Origin of the sequence: Limnobaculum zhutongyuii, assembly GCF_004295645.1 — a bacterium.
Taxonomy (GTDB): Bacteria; Pseudomonadota; Gammaproteobacteria; order Enterobacterales; family Enterobacteriaceae; genus Limnobaculum; species Limnobaculum zhutongyuii.
Window position 1 is genome coordinate 829050 of the sequence record NZ_CP034752.1, and the last position, 17720, is coordinate 846769.

At 47.3% G+C, this 17720-nt stretch carries 15 protein-coding genes and 2 pseudogenes; 7 read left to right on the top strand and 10 right to left on the bottom strand.

The features are described from left to right. Positions 1-71: 71 nt before the first annotated feature. From hpaE to EKN56_RS03335, 3 genes and pseudogenes are all read right to left on the bottom strand, one after another. Positions 72-1538: a 5-carboxymethyl-2-hydroxymuconate semialdehyde dehydrogenase gene (hpaE, locus tag EKN56_RS03325; protein ID WP_130590509.1), complete on the bottom strand. Its 1467-nt coding sequence runs from the start codon at positions 1536-1538 to the stop codon at positions 72-74. Continuing rightward, on the bottom strand, positions 1529-2299 hold the full coding sequence (locus EKN56_RS03330) for a fumarylacetoacetate hydrolase family protein (protein ID WP_130590510.1): 771 nt from the start codon (positions 2297-2299) through the stop codon (positions 1529-1531). Before EKN56_RS03330 ends, hpaE begins: the two co-directional genes overlap by 10 nt. 19 nt (positions 2300-2318) lie before the next feature. Beyond that, a pseudogene (locus EKN56_RS03335) lies at positions 2319-2931 on the bottom strand (fumarylacetoacetate hydrolase family protein); the annotation flags it as partial. A 405-nt stretch (positions 2932-3336) separates the two neighbouring features. On the opposite strand from EKN56_RS03335, the gene hpaR reads away from it, so the two are divergent. Beyond that, on the top strand, positions 3337-3789 hold the full coding sequence (gene hpaR / locus EKN56_RS03340) for a homoprotocatechuate degradation operon regulator HpaR (protein ID WP_130590512.1): 453 nt from the start codon (positions 3337-3339) through the stop codon (positions 3787-3789). A gap of 237 nt (positions 3790-4026) precedes the next feature. On the opposite strand, the gene EKN56_RS03345 is transcribed toward hpaR, so the two are convergent. The 3 genes from EKN56_RS03345 to EKN56_RS03355 all read right to left on the bottom strand — a co-directional run bounded on the left by EKN56_RS03345 (position 4027) and on the right by EKN56_RS03355 (position 7942). After that, positions 4027-5004 (bottom strand): MFS transporter, encoded by a 978-nt coding sequence (locus EKN56_RS03345; RefSeq protein ID WP_210405326.1) that lies wholly within the window; start codon positions 5002-5004, stop codon positions 4027-4029. 336 nt (positions 5005-5340) lie between these two features. Beyond that, positions 5341-5760, bottom strand: a complete 420-nt coding sequence (locus EKN56_RS03350; RefSeq protein ID WP_130590513.1) for a MarR family winged helix-turn-helix transcriptional regulator — start codon at positions 5758-5760, stop codon at positions 5341-5343. A gap of 166 nt (positions 5761-5926) precedes the next feature. Beyond that, positions 5927-7942 (bottom strand): LTA synthase family protein, encoded by a 2016-nt coding sequence (locus EKN56_RS03355; RefSeq protein WP_130590514.1) that lies wholly within the window; start codon positions 7940-7942, stop codon positions 5927-5929. Positions 7943-8237: 295 nt separating this feature from the next. Here EKN56_RS03355 and prfB point away from each other — a divergent pair. From prfB to EKN56_RS03380, 5 genes are all read left to right on the top strand, one after another. Next, positions 8238-9342 (top strand): peptide chain release factor 2 gene (gene prfB / locus EKN56_RS03360; protein WP_130590515.1). Its coding sequence is split into 2 segments (ribosomal slippage): positions 8238-8312 and positions 8314-9342, totalling 1104 coding nucleotides; the frame shifts between segments, so codons are not numbered across the junction. A gap of 17 nt (positions 9343-9359) precedes the next feature. Further along, positions 9360-10883, top strand: a complete 1524-nt coding sequence (lysS, locus tag EKN56_RS03365; RefSeq protein ID WP_130590516.1) for a lysine--tRNA ligase — start codon at positions 9360-9362, stop codon at positions 10881-10883. Positions 10884-11149: 266 nt separating this feature from the next. Then, positions 11150-11821: a CsgG/HfaB family protein gene (locus EKN56_RS03370; RefSeq protein ID WP_130590517.1), complete on the top strand. Its 672-nt coding sequence runs from the start codon at positions 11150-11152 to the stop codon at positions 11819-11821. An 18-nt stretch (positions 11822-11839) separates the two neighbouring features. Beyond that, positions 11840-12196 carry a DUF4810 domain-containing protein gene (locus tag EKN56_RS03375; protein WP_130590518.1) on the top strand — a complete coding sequence of 119 codons (357 nt, stop codon included), beginning with the start codon at positions 11840-11842 and terminating at the stop codon, positions 12194-12196. Continuing rightward, a complete protein-coding gene (locus EKN56_RS03380; RefSeq protein WP_130590519.1) occupies positions 12193-12849 on the top strand; it encodes a DUF799 domain-containing protein in 657 nt (218 codons plus the stop codon). Before EKN56_RS03375 ends, EKN56_RS03380 begins: the two co-directional genes overlap by 4 nt. A gap of 166 nt (positions 12850-13015) precedes the next feature. Here EKN56_RS03380 and focA read toward each other — a convergent pair. Next, positions 13016-13858, bottom strand: a pseudogene (gene focA / locus EKN56_RS03385) (formate transporter FocA); the annotation flags it as partial. A 566-nt stretch (positions 13859-14424) separates the two neighbouring features. Between focA and dps the strand changes: the two are divergent. Next, entirely contained in the window at positions 14425-14928 is a 504-nt protein-coding gene (gene dps / locus EKN56_RS03390; RefSeq protein ID WP_130590521.1) for a DNA starvation/stationary phase protection protein Dps, read from the top strand. A 237-nt stretch (positions 14929-15165) separates the two neighbouring features. On the opposite strand, the gene EKN56_RS03395 is transcribed toward dps, so the two are convergent. The 3 genes from EKN56_RS03395 to EKN56_RS03400 all read right to left on the bottom strand — a co-directional run bounded on the left by EKN56_RS03395 (position 15166) and on the right by EKN56_RS03400 (position 17708). Then, on the bottom strand, positions 15166-16080 hold the full coding sequence (locus tag EKN56_RS03395) for a LysR family transcriptional regulator (protein WP_130590522.1): 915 nt from the start codon (positions 16078-16080) through the stop codon (positions 15166-15168). A gap of 417 nt (positions 16081-16497) precedes the next feature. Beyond that, positions 16498-16689, bottom strand: coding sequence for a hypothetical protein (locus EKN56_RS21695; protein WP_322091099.1), 192 nt, complete (start codon positions 16687-16689; stop codon positions 16498-16500). After that, on the bottom strand, positions 16659-17708 hold the full coding sequence (locus tag EKN56_RS03400; RefSeq protein WP_322091100.1) for an acetyl-CoA C-acyltransferase: 1050 nt from the start codon (positions 17706-17708) through the stop codon (positions 16659-16661). The genes EKN56_RS21695 and EKN56_RS03400 overlap by 31 nt, the downstream gene beginning before the upstream one ends. Between the last annotated feature and the right edge of the window lie 12 nt (positions 17709-17720).

A 17720-nucleotide genomic window follows, 5' to 3' on the forward strand; every position in this document is an offset into this window, starting at 1 on the left:
TCGATGATTAGGAGCACTCAGGCTCCGGTACGAGTTACGCTTAGTAATAACAACTGCCAGGGATAATCCCCTTAAACACCCCAACGCGGGATGTGATGGTCGCCGAATGAAATACAGACGTTTTTCATTTCCGCAAACACTTCAAAACTGTACTCACCACCTTCACGTCCGGTACCGGAGGCTTTGATGCCGCCGAATGGCTGGCGCAGATCCCGTACGTTCTGGGTGTTAACAAACACCATGCCCGCTTCGATGCTGCGTGACAGGCGCAATATTTTGCTGATGTCTTGTGTCCAGATGTAGGAGGCCAGTCCGTACTCCACGTCATTCGCCATGCGCAGGCCGTCTTCTTCGCTGTCGAATGGAATCAGACAGGCAACCGGACCAAAGATCTCTTCTTGTGCCACGCGCATTCTGTTATCCACATCCGCCAGTACGGTAGGACGCAGGAAGTGACCACCGCGCAGATGCTCCGGAAGATCGGTCGGTTTGTCTGGTCCACCGGCCAGCAGCGTTGCCCCTTCTTCTATGCCCAGACGGATATAGCCAGAGACTTTGTCCCAATGCTGTTGGCTGATCAGTGAACCAAGCTGAGTGGTCAGATCCTGCGGATCGCCTACTTTCAGGCGGTTGGCCCGCTCGGCAAAACGTTTCACAAACTCTGGATAGATACTGCGCTGAACAAAGATGCGTGAGCCCGCGGTACAGCGCTCTCCATTGATGGAGAAGATGGTGAACAGCGAAGCATCCAGTGCCCGCTCGATATCCGCATCTTCAAAAACCAGCACCGGTGATTTACCGCCCAGTTCCATGGAGTATTTTTTCAGACCCGCGCTTTCCATAATTTTGCGTCCGGTCAGGGTGCCGCCGGTAAAGGAGACAGAACGAACGTCGTGGTGGCGTACCAGCGCATCACCCGCGGTAGCACCATAGCCCTGAACCACGTTCAGTACCCCGGCAGGAATGCCGGCTTCCAGCGCCAGTTCACCGAGGAAGTTGGCGGTAAGGGGAGACAGCTCGGACATTTTCAGCACCGCGGTATTGCCCAGCGCCAGACAAGGCGCGACTTTCCAGGTAGCAGTCATAAAAGGGACGTTCCACGGGGAAACCAGAGCACAAACCCCAACCGGCTGAACCAGGGTGTAGTTGAGCATCTTGTCATCTACCGGATAGGTTCGACCGTCCATGCGCTGGCAAACTTCGGCAAAGAATTCAAAGTTGTGGGATGCCCGAGGGATCAGCACATTTTGTGTTTGATGCAGTGGCAGACCGGTATCTGCCGTTTCCATTTGTGCAATTTCCGGCACGTTTTCAGCAATCAAATCACCGAGGCGACGCATCAGGCGAGCGCGTTCTTTCATTGGCAGGTTAGCCCATTTAGGGAAAGCAATTTTGGCGGCTTCAACCGCCTGATGAATTTCTGCTTCTCCGCCGGAAGCGACATCGGCTAATACTTCTCCGGTGGCCGGGTTTAGGGTTTGAAAAGTCTCTTTACTTGAAACACTTTTGCCATTAATCCAGTGGTTAATCATTTGCATGACAGGGTTTCCTCATATTCAGTTTCACTTACAATCCGGTTGATCAGACGTCCTACGCCCTCTACTTCAACAATCACTTCATCACCGGGCACCACGTCAGAGAGACCTTTTGGCGTACCGGTTGCGATCATGTCCCCCGGCTGCAGCGTCATAAACTGGCTCAGGTATGAGATCAGAAAGGGGATATCGAAAATCAAATCTTTGGTGGAACCTTTTTGGCGCAGCTCGCCGTTGACATGGGTGGTGAGCGTCAGGTTATGTGGGTCGGCAACCTCTTCTTTGTCCACAATCCATGGGCCAAGAGGCGTCAGGGTATCGCGGCTTTTTACCCGCAGGTTGGGGCGGTAGTAATTCTCCAGATAGTCGCGAATGGCATAGTCGTTACATACCGTGTAGCCACCCACATACTCCATGGCCTGCTCACGGCTGACGTTGCGGGCGGTTTTGCCAATCACCACCACCAGCTCCGATTCGTAGTGCATATAATCGACATTGTCAGGGCGGACGCTCACCTGCTGGTGGCCGGTCAGGGTATTAGAAGCCTTAATAAAGATCAGCGGCTCTTCCGGCGCTTTAAAATCCAACTCGGCAGCGTGGTCGGCGTAGTTCAGACCTAAAGCAAACAGAGTGCCATCCGCCGGCGGTAACCATTTAAAGCTGCCTGCTGCAAGCTGAGTTCCATCTGCCAGTACCGCTCGCTCCCGATCGTCGATCGTGACCTGATGAGGCTGGTTCTGATATTGAATACGGGCGTGTCTCATACAGCAGCTCCTTGTTGCATCACGATATTGGTTAATTCAGGCATTCCTTCGGCACGAACGGTGATTCGGTCTCCCGGATGGATTCTGGCGCGCTGATGAGGAGTACCTATCAGAATTTTGTCTCCCGGTTGCAGCGTGGCGAACTCGCTCAGCGCAGACACCAGTTCATAGGCCGAACGTTGAAGGTCCGCGGTATTCCAACGGTCTACTTCGTTACCGTTCACCTCGGTGAAAATGGTTAACTGTTCAGGGTTAATACCCGCAACGACGTCGCCAATCGGGCAGAAGCCATCGCAGCATTTGGCTTTAATCGCCGGGCGGTAAAAGCTGGTTTCCGGCAGGCTAATGTCGTTAGCCAGTGCATAACCAGCAATATAGGCTAAGGCTTCACCAACCGGGACTTTGCGTGCAGTCTTGCCAATCACTACCGCCAGCGTGGCACCGCTCAGTACTTCTGGCTCACCGGATGGATAAGGGATAGGAGCCAGAGGTCCAATTTGAGTGTTGTGAGGTTTAATAAACCATACCGGCGTTTTAGGCAGCGCCTGATAAGGCGGCTGCTGAAATGCACTGCTCCAGACAGCAAGCTGACTTTTATGATTCAGGGCTACTGCAAACACATTGTTCTTCATGAACGTTATCCTCGGTTGCAAATTATTATCATCCGATTACCTCATATGAGTTAATCGTTAATATATTAATGATATCTATTTATACGCATGTCTCGTGGCGATCAAATAAACGTTTAAACATTGTGATCAAAGTAACAATGTATTTACAAATAATTAATATTATCTATATTTATCAATAATATGATTTGTTAATGGTTGTTTGCGCGATTCAGCTCTTATTTTTATCATTAACATTTAATTGAATTTTTACTGCAGAGATTGGGTTAAATGGTTAATATGGCAGGAAAAGCACCTGACAGGATAAGGGTGAGACGGAGTTGGCTGTGTCAGATCGAAGGGAATATCTGGTTTTACATGCCATACTGATGTGAGCTATCTGAAGTTTAATTGAGAGTGAAATACCTTATGCATGAGTCCCTGACCATTGCCCTGTTACAAGCGCGCGAAGCTGCAATGGGCTTCTTTCGTCCGATCCTTAATGAATATAATTTGACGGAGCAGCAGTGGCGTATCATTCGGGTACTGGCAGAAATGCACTCCTGTGATTTTCACCTTCTGGCAAAACAAACCTGCATTTTACGGCCAAGCCTGACAGGGATCCTGTCGCGTATGGAACGCGATGGCTTAATCATCCGCCTTAAACCCCTTAACGATCAGCGCAAACTCTATGTTTCACTGACTGATAAAGGTCATCAGGTCTACCAACAGGCAAAACAACACATCGAAAAAGGCTACCGCCAAATAGAAAGCAGCTTCTCCGAAGAAAAACTGGGAGAACTCATGGTGCTCCTGGAACGGTTTATCGCCGTCGTGGATAATGGGAATAGTGAGCAGGTTGCTGAAAAATCAGTGAATTAAATGCTGATAGATAGCGTTTAGATAACTTTCTGGATGAGGGGCTAAATATTTACTGGGGAGAGTAGCCAATCGGAGGGAGAGGCCGCCGTTGGGGTCGTAGCAGCTTTAGCTGCCGGAGCGCCCCTAGGCGGACTAGGCCCGACGCACTCCGAGCCAAATACAGATGTCCTTCCGGCCGAGCACCACGATAATATTCGCTCATAGCTGTTACGGCCGGAATATCCACAGAACTTTATATTATGACGAAGTTCGCAGCGACACCACCACACTCTTCTCCTTAATCGGCAAATTCACCACCGCTGCCAGCAGCGCCAACGCAATATCGGCATACCATACCCACAGCAGATTGCCTTCATACTGCATTGCCAGTCCGCCTAACCAGGCGCCAAAGAAAGCCCCAATCTGGTGGGTGAATAGCGTAAAGCCAAACAGGGTTGCCAGATAGCGGGTACCAAACAGTTTGCCAACAATACCTGCGGTAGGCGGGACCGTCGCCAGCCAGGTAAGGCCGGTAGCCGCAGCGAAAATATAGAACGTCAGTTCTGTTTTAGGTGAAATCAGATAGATGGCAATCATCAGCGCACGTGAGGCGTACAGCACTGCCAGAATATATTTCATCGGGAAGCGCTTACCCAGAATTCCGGCAAAGATGCTGCCCGCAATATTACACAGGCCAATAAGAGACAAACTCACGGCGGAGACCGAAGCATCGTGTCCACACAGACTGACTTCCCCCGGTAAGTGGGTGGTGAGAAAAGCCACATGAAAACCACAGGTGAAAAAGCCAGCGTGCAATAACAGATAGCTGGGATTGCGAAATGCTGCTTTGATCTGCTGTTTTAGTCCAATTTCAATCTGAGGGTTTTGTACCGGTACGGCAGAATGATGAGGCTTGGCTATTTTTCCGTTTCGGCAAAGCAGCCATGAAGGAATTATCGTCACCAGTGCCGAACAGGCCAGAAAGAACAAACCAGATGACATACCGCGCAGGCTGACCAATGCCTGAACCAGCGGAGCAAAAATAAATTGCCCCATAGAACCACCGGCATTGATAAGGCCGCTGGCGACAGAGCCTTTATCCGTTGGTAAACGGCTGGCAACAATACCAATCAGCACAGAGAAACTCCCGGCTGCGGCACCGGCAGGGCTGAAAAGCCCCTGAGCCAACGTCAGTGGAACAAAAGAGGAGGCCCACAAGGTACCAATTTGCCCCATGGCTATCAGCACCGCGCCGACGACCAGAACGGGAAAAGCCCCCTTTCTTATCAGCCCAGGCACCAAACAGTGGCTGAAAAGCTCCCCACATCAGTTGGCCTATGGCCAGCGCCATGCTGACTTCAGCAATGCTCATGGCGGTTGTTTCAATAATCGGATGGACAAACAACCCAACCGTCTGGCGAATACCCATGGTAACCATCAGGATAATACTGGCCAGAATAATAGGTAACCACAGGTTAGGCGAATGGGAAGGGGCCTCGCCCACTGTAGAAGGTCCGGTATTATCGCGCTTGCTCAAGAGATATTCCTTTTATCGTCAGATGATAAGTAACGCTATAGCGTATTGGCGGTGTTAAAAAAGCCCATCAGGCTTTGATACTCTTCGCCAAGCTGCTGTTTAAATTTATTCTGAGCCTGCTGCCACAAAGGAATTGCTTGCTGTAGTGTGTGCTCACCTTTTGGGGTAAGGCTAAGACGACGTTTACGGCTTTCCGTAGGGGAAGCATCAGCAATTAGCTCTGCCATAAGCAAAGGTTTTAACGTGCGAACCAGCGTACTTTTCTCCAGCCCGACTTTTTCAGCCAGCTCTCCGGTACCACATTCGCCAAGACGAGCGATGTTAATCAGCAGTGAGTACTGATTAACACTAATGCCGCTGGATAATAGCGTCTTGTCATAATAGTCAGTGATCCTTTGTGCCGCCCGGCGCATGCGGATACATAAACAAGGATCCTGAGGAAGTACGGTTTGCATAATATAAGTCCCATGATTGATTATGGTGTATATACACCATAATCAATGTGGAACGGAGGGTCAATGAGTTTTTGTGAGAAATAGTGCTGATTTATTGGTGTTATTCATAATCTGAGGCACGGCGCGAAATGCGCCGTGCTGTAGTCGAACGATTAAAGCTTTGCGGCTATTGCTGTTTATGAACCTGCCGATTCAACTGCCATAACAGCAAATCGGTAAACCCACTCCAGCGATTAAACTGCTTCTGTTGTTCCGGTGTCATGGCTTGAGGTTCCCCCAACAGCAAACCTTTATCAGAAACCCATGGGCGATATTCGCCTTTATCCGTCAGAAGATAGGCACCCTGTGGTGTAATAATCGCTTCCGGGTTATAGCCCTGGCACCAGATATCGTCCAGATGCTCAGCCAGCAGGTTACAGCCCGTTTTATAGTAAGGAGTATCGGACAGACTCAGTTGATACAGGGTTGGCCAGATATCCTTGTGACTACCAACGCGGGCAGCATCAAAATGGCTCTGTTGACGATAGGCTTGTGGAACATACAGGTAGAAAGGTACCCCATGCCCCAGCACCCGTTCACGGGTATCGGGATAACCAATTCCGCGAATATTGTGGTCGCCGGTGGCAGCAATAATGGTGCGGGCACCCAACGGCTGAGATTTTACCCAACTGATAAATTGCCCCAGTTGATCGTTAGTGTAACGCAGGGTCTGCATTACTTCGTCAAGGGTTGCACCCGTTGCCAGATTGCTCAGGCGTTGTTTTTCTTCATCGCTGAGTACAATTTTGGTTTTCTGGTAACCATCCGGCGTTTTATAAGGTGGATGATGAGTCGTGGACATCGACATAATCAGTACATGCTCACCATTTTTGTCCGCTTCTGCCAGCCGCTCTTCAATATAGCGAAACATAAACTCATCCGGCACGCCCCAGGTTCCTAACTGTGCTTCAGGATAGCGTTTTTTCAGGCCGTTTTGCTCCATGAATTCGCTAACCCCCAGATGGGAAAGGAACTGGTTAAGGTTACGCCATGAGCCATTGCCGGAGGTCACGAAAATCACCTTATAGCCGTTAGCCAGCCAGGGCTTAAACATATTACTGGCAAAGTCGAGGGATTGAGCGCTGGACTGGGTAATACCGCTCATCGGACTACGTACGAAGAAGCGGCTTAAGCTATCAATAGTGCCATCACCCTCTGAAATAAAGCGTTCAAAACGCCAGTCGCTGATCCAGTGCTGTTTTAAGGCACCAAACAGATCGCGATCCGGACGATCGTAACTTTCAAGGTAATAACCCATGCTCTCCATTACGGCAAAAACTACGTTAGGTGGAGTTTGCTTTGCCACCGGATTAACGTCGGTTTTTGCTATAAATGGTGCCAGCCCGGCTGGGGTTGGTTTATCCAGAAAACGGCTCAGCAACTCCTGACCCTGTTGGTCAGTGGCCTCGGCAAAATGGTTATTTTCGCTGTGGGCCTTAAACGCCCAGTTAAGCGCCATCAGCCCGTTAGGTGTCAGCATATTTAACATTTTGAGTTCAGAAACCTGCGCATCCGACTGGCGTAACGGGAAAGTGCCAATAGAACCGCGCATGCCGACAAAACCAATAGCCAGTATCAGCAGGGTAGATAATGCGCCAATTGGCAGACTGAGGCGACGTTCCGGTTTAGCACTTAAACGGCGCTGCCAGCGGCGATAAAGCCAGAAAACCAGTAAAGCGAACAGCCCTAAACCCAACAGGCCGCGGATAACCGGATAGTCCTGCCACATGGTGGTTAATACCGCTACGGTGTCGTCTTCAATCAGCCCGAAGACAAAGATATCAATCGCCCGATCGTAGGTAGCGTAATAAAAGATATTACCGACGGTGATCGTCAGTACCAGTGTGCTTAATAACGTTGCCAGCCACGGCCAAAAGCGCTGCCAGAAATGAAAACTGCGCTGAGTTACGGCCAGCAACGCGGCAATCAGCAGGCAGGGAACAAACAACAGACTGGCGATGCGAATATCAAACAGGCCGCCGGTCCAAAACATCCGTGTTACATCAGAATCGAAACCCGCCAGAATTTCGTTCGAGCCATAGGCTGATAGCAGATAAGTTCTGCCAGCGGTTTGAGTTAATACCGCCAATAGCCAGGGCAATAAAAGCGCGACAAAAGCTTGTCGAAATCTGAAAAACCACATAATGCCTTCTTTCTGGTAAGCAAATTGGAATAGACACATTCGTTAGCCGGGTAGTGTACGAGATTTATCAGACGAATTTGAATAGAGAATGATAATAATTGGTTACTGAAGATGAAATTGTTGGGTAACTTTTCCTGCGTATTTTCCGTTCTTGTTACATTCAGGTCATTATTCAATAGCAAGATGCATAAAAAGCCCCTGTTTCAGCTATATTCCGTAGCGCAGATCCGATAGAATTACTCGTTTATGATAAAAAATCCTGTCAACGTATACGACGTAATGGTAAGTACAAATCATGTTTGAAATTAATCCGGTAAAAAACCAGATCCAGGATCTGTCCGAACGGACAGCGGTTCTTCGGGGGTATCTTTGACTATGATGCCAAGAAGGAACGTCTGGAAGAGGTCAATGCAGAACTAGAACAACCCGATGTCTGGAATGAGCCAGAGCGCGCGCAGGCATTAGGTAAAGAACGTTCTTCCCTTGAAGCTATCGTAGAAACAATCGATCAAATTGAGCAGGGTGTTGAAGATGTCACCGGGCTGCTGGAACTGGCAGTGGAAGCGGATGACGAAGACACTTTTAATGAGACGGTTGAAGAAGTAAACCTGCTGGAAGAGAAATTAGCCCAGTTAGAGTTCCGCCGTATGTTTTCTGGCGAATATGACAGTGCTGATTGCTATATTGATATTCAGGCTGGTTCTGGCGGTACAGAAGCCCAGGACTGGGCCAGCATGCTGGTACGCATGTACCTGCGCTGGGCTGAAGCCAAAGGCTTCAAAACCGAAATGATTGAAGAATCTGATGGTGATGTGGCCGGTACCAAATCAGCCACGATTAAAGTTATTGGTGATTATGCCTATGGCTGGTTGCGTACTGAAACTGGCGTTCACCGTTTAGTGCGTAAGAGTCCGTTTGACTCCGGCGGCCGTCGTCATACCTCATTCAGTTCTGCTTTCGTTTATCCGGAAGTGGATGATGATATTGATATTGATATTGATATCAACCCGGCAGATTTACGCATTGACGTATACCGTGCATCCGGTGCCGGTGGTCAGCACGTTAACAAAACCGAATCTGCAGTTCGTATAACCCATATGCCTACCAACATTGTGGTGCAGTGCCAGAATGACCGCTCCCAGCATAAGAATAAAGATCAGGCCATGCGACAGCTGAAAGCGAAGTTGTATGAGTATGAGCTGCAAAAGAAAAATGCGGATAAGCAGGTAATGGAAGAGAACAAATCGGATATCGGATGGGGTAGCCAGATTCGTTCTTATGTACTGGATGATTCACGCATCAAAGATTTACGTACCGGTGTTGAAACCCGTAATACTCAGGCCGTATTAGATGGCGACCTGGACAGATTTATTGAAGCAAGCTTAAAAGCTGGGCTATAAAAAAGGATAGAACAGAAATGTCTGAGCAACCTCAAGAGCATGATGCAGCGCAATCTATTGCGGAATTAAATAACGAGCTACAGGCTCGCCGTGAAAAGTTAGTGGCGCTGCGCGAGCAGGGAAATCCGTTCCCGAATGATTTCCGTCGTGATGTGACATCCGACAAACTGCATGCAGAATATGATGGCAAAGAGAACGAAGAGCTGGAAGCGTTAGGCCTGGAAGTTGCCATTGCCGGTCGTATGATGACCCGCCGCATTATGGGTAAAGCGTCGTTCGCAACCCTGCAGGATGTGGGCGGTCGCATTCAGATTTATGTTTCTCGTGACGATCTGCCTGAAGGCATCTATAACGAGCAGTTTAAGAAGTGGGATCTGGGCGATATTATCTCTGCCCGCGGTAAACTGTTTAAAACCAAAACCGGCGAGCTGTCGGTTCACTGTCATGAAGTTCGCCTGCTGACTAAAGCTTTACGCCCACTGCCGGATAAATTCCACGGTCTGGCGGATCAGGAAACTCGCTATCGCCAGCGTTATTTAGATTTGATCACCAACGATGACTCTCGTCGTACCTTTGTGATTCGCTCTAAAATTATGGCGGCTATCCGTAATTTCATGGTGAAACGTGACTTTATGGAAGTCGAAACCCCAATGATGCAGGTCATTCCTGGTGGTGCTACTGCGCGTCCATTTATTACCCATCACAATGCGCTGGATATCGATATGTATCTGCGTATTGCGCCAGAACTGTACCTGAAGCGTCTGGTGGTGGGTGGCTTTGAGCGGGTGTTCGAAATTAACCGTAACTTCCGTAACGAAGGGGTTTCTCCACGTCATAACCCAGAATTCACCATGATTGAGCTGTATATGGCCTATGCCGATTACAAAGACTTAATCGTGCTGACCGAAGATCTGTTTCGCACCCTGACTCAGGAAGTGCTGGGTACCACGACGGTGGAATATGGCGATCAGACTTTTGATTTTGGTAAGCCATTTACCAAAATGACCATGAAAGAGGCAATTTGCCACTATCGTCCGGAAACCAACGTTGCCGATTTAGATGATATGGATAAGGCGAAAGCCATTGCTGAATCTTTAGGTATTAAAGTTGAGAAGAGCTGGGGCTTAGGTCGCGTTCAGTGTGAAATCTTTGAAGAAACCGCTGAAAGCCATCTGATTCAACCAACTTTCATCATCGAGTACCCGGCTGAAGTATCTCCTCTGGCCCGCCGTAATGATGATAATCCGTTCATTACCGATCGCTTTGAGTTCTTTATCGGCGGTCGTGAAATCGGTAATGGCTTCTCCGAGCTGAATGATGCAGAAGATCAGGCGCAGCGTTTTGCCGATCAGGTTAATCAGAAAGATGCCGGTGATGACGAAGCGATGTTCTATGATGAAGACTATGTCACCGCACTGGAACACGGCCTACCGCCAACGGCTGGTTTAGGTATTGGTATTGACCGTATGGTGATGCTGTTAACCAACAGCCACACTATCCGTGACGTTATCCTGTTCCCGGCGATGCGTCCGGTGAAATAACTCAAGCGATACGTAAAGCGTTAAGGGGGAGCATTGGCTCCCTCTTTTTTTTTGGCATTTTTTATCAGAATACGATATTAATTTCATGTATTTATTATAAAAATTTAATTTATTTTCAATGTAAATCAATTATGATGACTAGGTTCCAGAGTTGTTAAGTGAACACCTTCCCTTTTTCATTGTCGAAATGTAACCGTAATGTGTATACCCGTACATTGCAGGAAAGTGCGTCACCTGTTTTTAATAAATAAAGGATCATTTAGACCATGATGAAGAAAATAGCGTTAGGGATGGGCGTTAGCGCCATGGTGTTACTGGGCGGATGCGCAACAGAGTCCTCTCGTAGTGTGGAAGTGCCAAAAGTAGCTTCTTATAACACCAATTATCAGGGCGCACGTAGCCCGATCTCTGTAGGTAAGTTTGATAACCGCTCCAACTATATGAATGGCGTGTTCTCCGATGGCGTTGACCGTCTGGGAAATCAGTCTAAAACGATTCTTATGACTCACCTGCAACAAACCGGGCGTTTTAATGTGTTAGATCGCGCCAATATGGAAGAGATTAAGAGCGAAGCAAAAATGGCCGGCAAGAGTCAGCAGCTAAAAGGTGCTGATTATGTAGTGACCGGTGACGTAACGGAATTTGGTCGTAAAGAGGTGGGTGACCGCCAGCTATTTGGCATTTTAGGTAGAGGCAAAACCCAGATTGCTTACGCTAAAGTGAATCTGAATATCGTCAATGTACGCACTTCTGAAGTGGTTTACTCGGTACAGGGCGCAGGTGAATACGAACTGTCTAACCGTGAAGTGATTGGCTTTGGTGGTACTGCCAGCTATGACTCGACCCTGAATGGTAAAGTTCTGGATTTAGCTATTCGTGAGGCGGTGAATAATTTGGTCACTGGTATCGAAAATGGCTCCTGGAAACCAGCACAATAATCAGATGGAATAGCCATAATGAAATTAGGATACAAAGCAGGGTTGCTGCTGGTAGCGGGTGTGCTGGGTGGCTGTATGAATGCACCTAAGCCCATCTACAGTTGGGATAATTATCAGGATACGGTTTATGAGTATTACAAACTTGAAACCGGGCCTGAAGAGCAGATAGCAGCGCTTAAAGAGGGGATCGAAAAGGCGAAAGCCAAAGATCTTCCTGTTCCTCCGGGGTTACATGCCCATTTAGGCCTGCTGTATAGCAATACCGGACATCCTGAACTTGCCGGAAGTGAGTTTGAAGCAGAGAAAGTGCTGTTTCCTGAATCCGCACCCTTTATGGAATTTCTGCAGAAGAAGTTGAAGGGAGGCAAGAAATGAGACATTTAATTGCACTGGTGGGGTTAGTGGCTACTTTGCTACTGGCTGGTTGTGCTAAGCCAGTTGATTATGATTATTCGGCCTTCCGACAAAGCCAGCCGAAAAGCATTTTAGTGTTACTACCGCAAAACTCATCGCCGGAAGTGAATGCCAGCCATGGTGTTTTATCTCAGGTTACTCTGCCATTAGCAGAGTCGGGATACTATGTTTTCCCGGTAGCGGTAGTTGAGGAAGTTTTTAAACAAAACGGTATGACTAACGCCCATGATATTCAGGGCGTGAGTGCCACTAAGCTGAGAGAGATTTTTGCAGCCGATGCGGTGCTTTATCTGGAAGTCACTGATTATGGTACCTCTTATAAAGTGATTACCAGTGAGTCCCGGGTAACGGTAAGCGGTAAGCTGGTGGATTTGAAAACAGGCCAACAGTTATGGAGTGGCTCGGCTACGGCCTCTTCAGCGGAAGGAGATTCGGGTAATAATGGTCTTTTAGGTATGTTGCTTCAGGCAGCGATTAATCAAATTAGCCATACGTTATCCGATAAAAGTTATGACATTGCCGGTATTACCACCGCGCGCCTGCTCTCTGCCGGCAGACCAAGCGGTATTCTTTATGGCCCTCGTTCGCCAAAATACGGTAAAGAAGCCGAGTAATCTTAGCGGTTATCGTTAGTTTCCCGGGCCACGTGATGTTATACCGCGTGGCCCGTTTTCTATGCATTCAGGCGGCTTTAGATTCGGGGGGCGATGGAGGAGAAGCACTACTTTTGGGTTCTAAAGGCATGACATTGGCATTGGTTGGTGCTTTATCAATGGTTTTTCGCAGATACATAAACCAGAAAGGTAAGCCAACAAGCAAACCTCCCAGAATATTGCCGATGGTGACCGGCAACAGATTCTTCAGTAAGAAATTAGCCAGCGTCAGATCGGAAAATTGTTCGACGGAAACGCCAACTGAAAGCCAGAATTCAGGTGCGGCAAAGTTTTTAATCGCAATTCCCATCGGGATCATAAACATATTAGCGATACTGTGTTCGAAGCCGCTGGCGACAAACATTGCGATGGGCAGGATAAGAATAAACATTTTATCCATCAAACTTTTACCTGCATAACTCATCCATACCGCCAGACAGACCATCAGATTAGCCATCAGGCCAAGAAAAACGGCCTGAGTAAAACTATGGTGCAGTTTATATTGTGCGGTATTCAATACGTTCAACCCCCATTGCCCATTAGCCGCAGTGTGCTGGCCGGCAAACCAGATAATAGCCACCAGAAACAGGGCACCAAAAAAATTACCGATATAAACATGAGTCCAGTTGGCGAGCATTTGGCCTAAGCTAATTTTGCCACTGGCTTTGGCGACGCTGGTTAAAATTGTTGAGGTGAATAAATCAACCCCGCAGGCAACCACTAACATTAACCCCAATGAAAAGCAGGCTCCGCCCAAAAATTTAGCCCACCCATAGGGGGCGCTGGCAGTTCCGGTAGTGGCGGTAATATAGAAGACAAAAGCGATAGAGATAAATAAGCCGGCAAGAATAGCGGAGATATAAACCTGGCTCAGCGGTTTACTGGTTTTATAGATACCGGCATTTTCTGCAATTTTGGCCATCTCCGGGGCGGAAAAGCAACTAACGCCGTTTGCATGGGGATTATCCATAATGTCTACTCTCTTAGTTATCGATATTTACATTAACCGTAGATAGTCGGGTATTCGGCCATTGGCGATATCTTTTGGTTACCTGACTATCCGCACATGTTGGATGTTAAATTATTAGTGTCGAAATCGATTAGAGTGTTGGTTTCTGATGTCGAAAGTGAAACCATAACAATGATAAGCAAGCATTTTTTATGCCATGATTGATTGTTTTTTAATCAACTGAAAGATAAAGCATAAATCTTGAACGGAAGGAGGATTTGGCGTGTTTCAACATAAGTGTCGACGATAATATGACGTTATGAGTGCGGTTAGGTTAGGCGTTGTATTTTATTACATTGGTTTTATTTATATATCAGCAATATTTTTATTATTACTTTATTAAATGAGAATTTGTCGTATATAATAATGATTATCAAACTTATTCAATCAATGATATTTATTTTCTTTTATGACAATAGCCTATGTCTATAATAGGCACATTCTATCTGCAATATCCCCTCAGAGTGCTATACTTATCGTATATTAATTAGATACTCCAATGTTAAAAAACGATGAGGACACGGACAATGAGTACAGTTAAATCATTAAAAGCAAAAGAGTCAAAATTAGCTTTCACACGCCTTGATATCGAAGAAAGTGTAAAATTATCCTCAATTAAGACCTTAAATCATATGGTCGCTCAATTGGCCGATTTAGCGTTAATTACTAAACAAGCCCACTGGAATATGAAAGGTGCTAACTTTATCAGCGCTCATGAAATGATTGATGGTTTCCGTGATGTGCTGTTAGCCCATCAGGATACTTTTGCAGAGCGTGTGGTTCAGTTTGGCGGTACCGCTATGGGTACATTACAGGCTGTCGCTGTAGCGACAACCCTGAAGGCTTATCCAACGGATATCTACACCGTTAAAGATCATCTGACTGCACTGGCTGACCGTTATGCGGTTGTGGCTAATGAAATGCGCAAAGCAATTACTGAAGCAGAAGATGAAGATGTAGCGGATATGCTGACGGCCGCTTCCCGCGATCTGGATAAGTTCGTGTGGTTTATTGAAGCCCATCTGGCATAATAATTTATTGTAATAAGATAAATAACCCTTTCTGATAGCAATATCAGAAGGGGTTTTCTTATATATGAATTTATAATATATCAGCGCTGTTTTTTATTAATTAAAACATTAACAACATTTATTTTAATTGCTTAAGAATAATATTTATTGCTGTATAAGAACCGTTATTTATTAGCATGATTTTTTAGCGTTAACCAATAAAGCACAGCCCCATTTATTTTGAGACTGTGCTTATTATTATTTTTTCTTTTCCAGCAAACGTTTTTCCAGGCTATTAATTAGATAATCCTTAAATAGCGATAGTCTGGCCGGGTAGTGTTCACGTCGCTTGTAATACAGATTGATATCAAAGGTGCTGGCCATGTAGTTCTCCAGAATACTGACCAGATGACCCTGACGTATATCCTCTTCCACTAAAGATTTGGGTAGATAGGCGATGCCTGCATGATTAAGGGCCAGCCGTTTGAGAATCTCTGAGTTATCGCATTCAAAAAAATTCGGAATGTTATAGATGCTGACTTTGCCATTCAGGAAGAATTGCCATTTGTTACCGCCGACCAGGCTCTTGGAATACAGGCAGCAATGGTCAGCTAAATCTTCCGGGCTTTGTGGTGCAGGGTGCTGGCTCAAATAGCGTGATGAGGCGACGGTAACCAGCGGTTCACTGACTAAACGTTTACGCACATCGGAAGAATCATGGTCGATTTTGCCCTTATAGCTGGCCTGTGCCCGAATAGAGAAATCGACTTCATCCACCAGATTCACCGGGAATGGATTAATAAATAGCTTCACCTTAATCTTGGGATACTCAATTAAGAAGCTGGAGATAATGTCCACCAAATGCTCGGTGGCAAACAGCGGGGTGGAGGCAATGCGGATCAGGCCAATGTAGTCATTGCCGGTACTCATTACCTCCTCAATCATCTCACGGGCATCTCGAGCCAGTGGTTCAAACTTCTCATAAAGATGCATACCGGTTTGAGAAGGGGATACCCGGCGAGTGGAGCGTTTTAGCAGGCTAACGCCCATCTCTTTTTCCAGCTCGGCCACCCAGCGGCTGGCAGCGGAAACTGAAATATTAAACTCTTCTGCTGCTTTGCTTAATGAGCCTGATTTAACCACTGCGCAGAAGAAGATAATTTTATCCAGCATGACGATACTCCTACTTTATTGTTTTTCATTGTTGTTATATTCGCCACGTTATTTGAAGCAAAACGACAGGTTTGGAACAATCTACGCTGGCTGGCAGTAAAAATAATCTATCCCTTAAACGGGACACTCGTCCCAATAGTATATTTTACGATCTCTCATTGTGCAGGTCGCTCTGATTGCTCACAAAATGGGAGGATGGATAGGTTCTGTCTATTCAGAGGAAATAAAAAAACCTCCTGAACGAATGTACAAGAGGTCAGATTACAGGTTAAAGCTAATTAAATCGCTCTTCCGACCGGGCACTCGGGCGATATGCCTACATTGTCATTACGGCCGGAATATCCACTGAAATCGGATCAGACAAACAACAACCTCACCCCCTAAAAAATTCAGCGGTGAGGCATTCAGGCGATAAAATCAGAGGTTCTTAATCACGATAGCCACGCCCATACCGCCACCAATACACAATGAAGCCAGGCCATATTGATTATGACGACGCTTCATTTCGTGAATCAGCGAAACGGTAATGCGACCACCGCTGGCACCCAGAGGATGACCAAGGGCAATAGCGCCACCGTTCACGTTGGTATGAGGTAATATCGATTCCACGCTACAGCCATGCTCTTGTGACAGTTCACGTAAAACCCCAGAGACTGAGCAGCAAAGGCTTCGTTTAGCTCAATAAGCTCCATATCCTGCAGGCGCATACCGGCATTTTTTAACGCTTTGCTAATCGCCGGTACCGGGCCAAGACCCATTACTTTAGGATCAACACCGGCTTGCGCATAGGAGACGATCTCAGCAATGGGCTTCAGGCCATATTTCTCTACCGCTTTTCCACTGGCAACGATCAGCGCACAGGCACTGTCATTCAGGCCGGAAGCATTGGCTGCGGTGACGGTACCACCCTCTTTTTTAAAGGCAGTGCGCAGTTTTTCCATATCGGCGAGAGTAGTGAAAGGCTTGATATACTCGTCGGTATCAAAAGTAACCGGCCCTTTACGTCCCGGAACCATCACCGGAACGATTTCATCGCGAAATTTTCCTTGTTCCTGAGCTGCACCGGCTTTTTGTTGGCTGGCCAGCGCAAAGTCATCCTGCTCCTGACGGCTGATATGATGTTTTTCAGCGATGTTTTCAGCCGTAACGCCCATATGAATCTGGTTCATGGCATCCATTAAGCCATCAATCAGCATGGAATCTTCCAGCGTCATATTGCCCATCTTCACGCCGTTACGTATTTTGCCCGGCATCAGGAACGGTGCAGAGGACATATTCTCCATACCGGCAGCCATGACCAGATCCGCATCACCGGCTTTAATATGTGAGGCTGCATCCATAATGGTTTTCATACCGCTGCCGCACAGCATATTCAGGGTGTAGGCAGGAACGGAATCGGGTACGCCAGCTTTTAATGCCGCCTGACGACCCGGGCCCTGGCCCTGACCGGCACTCAACACGTTACCGACAATCACTTCATCCAGCCATTCTGGTTTAACACCTGATTTTTCCAGTGTCTGTTGCATCACTTGTGCTGCAATATCGCTGGCAGGTAATGAGGATAAGGTTCCGCAGAAGCTACCGATTGCCGCACGCTGGGCGGCAATAATGTATACTTTATTCGTCATATATCACCTTCC